This window comes from Paraburkholderia graminis C4D1M, assembly GCF_000172415.1.
Taxonomy (GTDB): domain Bacteria; phylum Pseudomonadota; class Gammaproteobacteria; order Burkholderiales; family Burkholderiaceae; genus Paraburkholderia; species Paraburkholderia graminis.
The window spans coordinates 1-3,105 of the sequence record NZ_ABLD01000065.1; the positions used below are offsets into that span (position 1 = coordinate 1).

The following is a 3,105-nucleotide window of genomic DNA, read 5'->3' on the forward strand; positions in this document are numbered from 1 at the left end:
TGGCGGCGGTGCTGCCGGATACCGCGCGCCAGTTCGGCCGCGCGATCATCATGCCGAACCTGAAGCCGCCGGTCACGACGACGGCGATGGCCCAGGCTTACCGCGAGCGGATCGTCGCCGCCATTCCGGCCGGCGCGCAGTTCGAGCCGCTGATGACGCTGTACCTGACCGACAACACGCCGCCCGATGAAATCCGCCGCGCGCGCGAAAGCGGCTTCGTGCACGGCGTGAAGCTCTATCCGGCGGGCGCGACGACGAACTCGGACGCGGGCGTGACCGACATCATGAAGTGCGCGAAAACGCTGGAAGTGATGCAGGAAACCGGCATGCCGCTGCTGGTGCACGGCGAAGTGACGGATTCGTCGATCGATCTGTTCGACCGCGAGAAGGTGTTCATCGACCGGGTCATGACGCCGCTGCGCCGCGAGTTTCCGGCGCTGAAGGTGGTATTCGAGCACATCACCACGAAGGACGCCGTCGACTACATCCGCGAAGCCGGCGTCGCGCCGGAACTGCTGGGCGCGACGATTACCGCGCACCATCTGCTCTACAACCGCAACGCGATTTTCCAGGGCGGCATTCGCCCGCATTACTACTGCCTGCCGGTGCTCAAGCGTGAGACGCATCGGCTCGCGCTCGTCGAAGCGGCGACGTCGGGCAATCCGCGCTTCTTCCTCGGTACGGACAGCGCGCCGCATCCGAAGGGTTTGAAGGAACACGCGTGCGGCTGCGCGGGCTGCTACACGGCGCTGCACGCGCTCGAGTTGTACACCGAGGCTTTCGACAAAGCCGGCGCGCTCGACAAGCTCGAAGGCTTCGCGAGCTTCTACGGCGCGGATTTCTACGGTTTGCCGCGCAACGCGGGCAAGGTCACGCTGCGTCGCGAGGAATGGACGTTGCCGGCGGAGTTGCCGGTCGGCGATACGCCGGTCGTGCCGCTGCGCGGCGGTGAATCGATTGGCTGGCGCCTGATCTGACGCGTGGGTGACGCGGAGATGGCGGAGCCCGAGGCGAGGCGCGAAACGGCGCCCGCAAACGACTGAACCGGTACAACTCGACGTGAGCGCGCGCCACGACGAAGGCCGCGGCACCGGCAATGAAGCGCTCCCGCCAGGCGCGCGGTCGGGCTTCGCCGCAATCGACTGGTCGAAGCCTTGGTTCGCGCCGTTCGCCGAGCGCGGCCAACGCTGGCAGCGGGCCGCGCTCACGAGCTACGCCGCGTTGCTTGCCGAAATGAACGCCGACGCGTCGAAGGCGCGGCAAGTGACAGGCCGCGGCCAGCGGCTCGCGTTCATCGCGCAGGACGAGCTGCCGCCCGGCGCCGCCTACGAGGCGCACATTGCGTCCACCGGCTGCGTGCCGACGCGCCACAATCTGCACGACTTCTTCAACGCGTCGATGTGGTTTGCGTTTCCGCGCATCAAGGCGGCGCTGAACGCGCGGCAGTCGGCGGCCATCGACTTGCTGGGCGTCGGGCCGACGCGCGGCGGCGTGCGTGACGCACTGACGCTCTTCGACGAAAACGCGCTGCTGTTTGCTTGCGCCGATCCGCGCTTGAGCGCTGCGCTGCGTCAGTTCGACTGGCGCACGCTGTTGCTCCAGCGGCGCGACGCATGGGGCGCATCGGGCGCGAGTTGCGAGGTGCGCTGCTTCGGCCACGCGCTGCTCGAAAAGCTGATCGCGCCGTTCAAGGCGTGCACCGGGCACGCGTGGATTGTCGACGTGCCGCCAGCGTACTTCGAATGGGACGCCGCTTCGCGCGACGCGTGGCTCGACGAGGCGGTCAGCGCCGCGTTGCTGAATACGGAAGCGTTGACGAGCCGTATGTTTGCGCCGCTTCCGGTGCTGGGCATCCCCGGCTGGTGGCCGGAAAACGAGACACCGGCCTTCTATGACGACACGTCCGTATTCCGCGCGGGCCGGCGCGCAGATGCTAAAATCGGCGCCAGCAAAGCAGGCCAGGCAGTCGCGGCCTCGGCGGCTTCGGCCAAAGAGGGCGAGGAAAGTCCGGACTCCACAGGGCAGGGTGATGGCTAACGGCCATCCGTGGCGACACGCGGAACAGGGCAACAGAAAGCAAACCGCCGATGGCCCGGCGCAAGCCGGGATCAGGTAAGGGTGAAACGGTGCGGTAAGAGCGCACCGCGGCTGCTGCAAGGCAGACCGGCACGGTAACCTCCACCCGGAGCAATTCCAAGTAGGCAGGCGCGCATCTTCGAGATGCAGGACGGGGCCCCCGTCTCGTCTGCGGGTAGGAAGCTTGAGCGCGTCAGCAATGGCGCGCCTAGAGGAATGGCTGCCACGCGCGTCGCGTCTTCGGACGTTGCGCGTGCACAGAATCCGGCTTATCGGCCTGCTTTGCCACCACACAAACAAATGCCGGCGTCTTTTAGGGACGCCGGCATTTTTCGTTGATGCGGCCCGCGGGCCGCGGCACTCAGTTCCGCTGGTTCAGCTCGGCACGATATCGAACGAGTGGGTCAGTTCGGCCGTCTTCGCGATCATGATCGACGCCGAGCAATATTTGTCGTGCGACAGGTTGATCGCGCGCTCCACGGTCGCCGGGTTCAGGTTCTTGCCCGTCACAGTGAAGTGAAAGTGAATCTTCGTGAACACTTTCGGATCTTCGCTGGCGCGCTCGGCCTTCAGCGTCACCGAGCAGCCGGCGATTTCCTGACGGCTTTTCTTCAGGATCATGACGACGTCGTAGGCCGTGCAGCCGCCCGTGCCGAGCAAGACCATTTCCATCGGACGCGGCGCGAGATTGCGGCCGCCGCCTTCGGGCGCGCCGTCCATCGCGACCAGGTGGCCGCTGCCCGTCTCGGCCGCGAACGCCATCCCGTCTTGCCCCATCCAGCTTACTTTGCATTCCATGCTGTGCTCCACCGCGCTTCGACTATCGAGACGGCATTGTAGCCCGGCGTTTCGGTGTCCGCCCGAGGCGACGTCGGCGGGAAATTATGCGCAATCGCCGCTTGTATGTTGCAGCGCGGCATGGACGGCGGCAGGGTGGAGTTCGAGGCGGGTTTAGGGGTTTTACTCTAGAGCGCGTCGTTCACTCAGGGCGGAGCAGTCGGCGGACGCCTTTATTTGCAAGCCCCACAA

At 66.1% G+C, this 3,105-nt stretch carries 2 protein-coding genes, 1 other RNA gene and 1 pseudogene; 3 read left to right on the forward strand and 1 reads right to left on the reverse strand.

Going from position 1 to position 3,105, the window contains the following annotated elements; genetic code table 11:
* The 3 genes and pseudogenes from pyrC to rnpB form a co-directional block, all read left to right on the forward strand.
* On the forward strand, positions 1-977 hold a 977-nt coding region (gene pyrC, locus BGRAMDRAFT_RS33100; RefSeq protein ID WP_044022088.1), incomplete at its 5' end, for a dihydroorotase.
* Between the two features lie 82 nt (positions 978-1,059).
* A pseudogene (locus BGRAMDRAFT_RS33105) lies at positions 1,060-1,929 on the forward strand (DUF3025 domain-containing protein); the annotation flags it as partial.
* Between the two features lie 21 nt (positions 1,930-1,950).
* Positions 1,951-2,364, forward strand: an RNA gene (rnpB, locus tag BGRAMDRAFT_RS33370) — RNase P RNA component class A.
* 87 nt (positions 2,365-2,451) lie between these two features.
* On the opposite strand, the gene BGRAMDRAFT_RS33110 is transcribed toward rnpB, so the two are convergent.
* Positions 2,452-2,874: an OsmC family protein gene (locus tag BGRAMDRAFT_RS33110; protein WP_006053300.1), complete on the reverse strand. Its 423-nt coding sequence runs from the start codon at positions 2,872-2,874 to the stop codon at positions 2,452-2,454.
* Positions 2,875-3,105 lie beyond the last annotated feature (231 nt).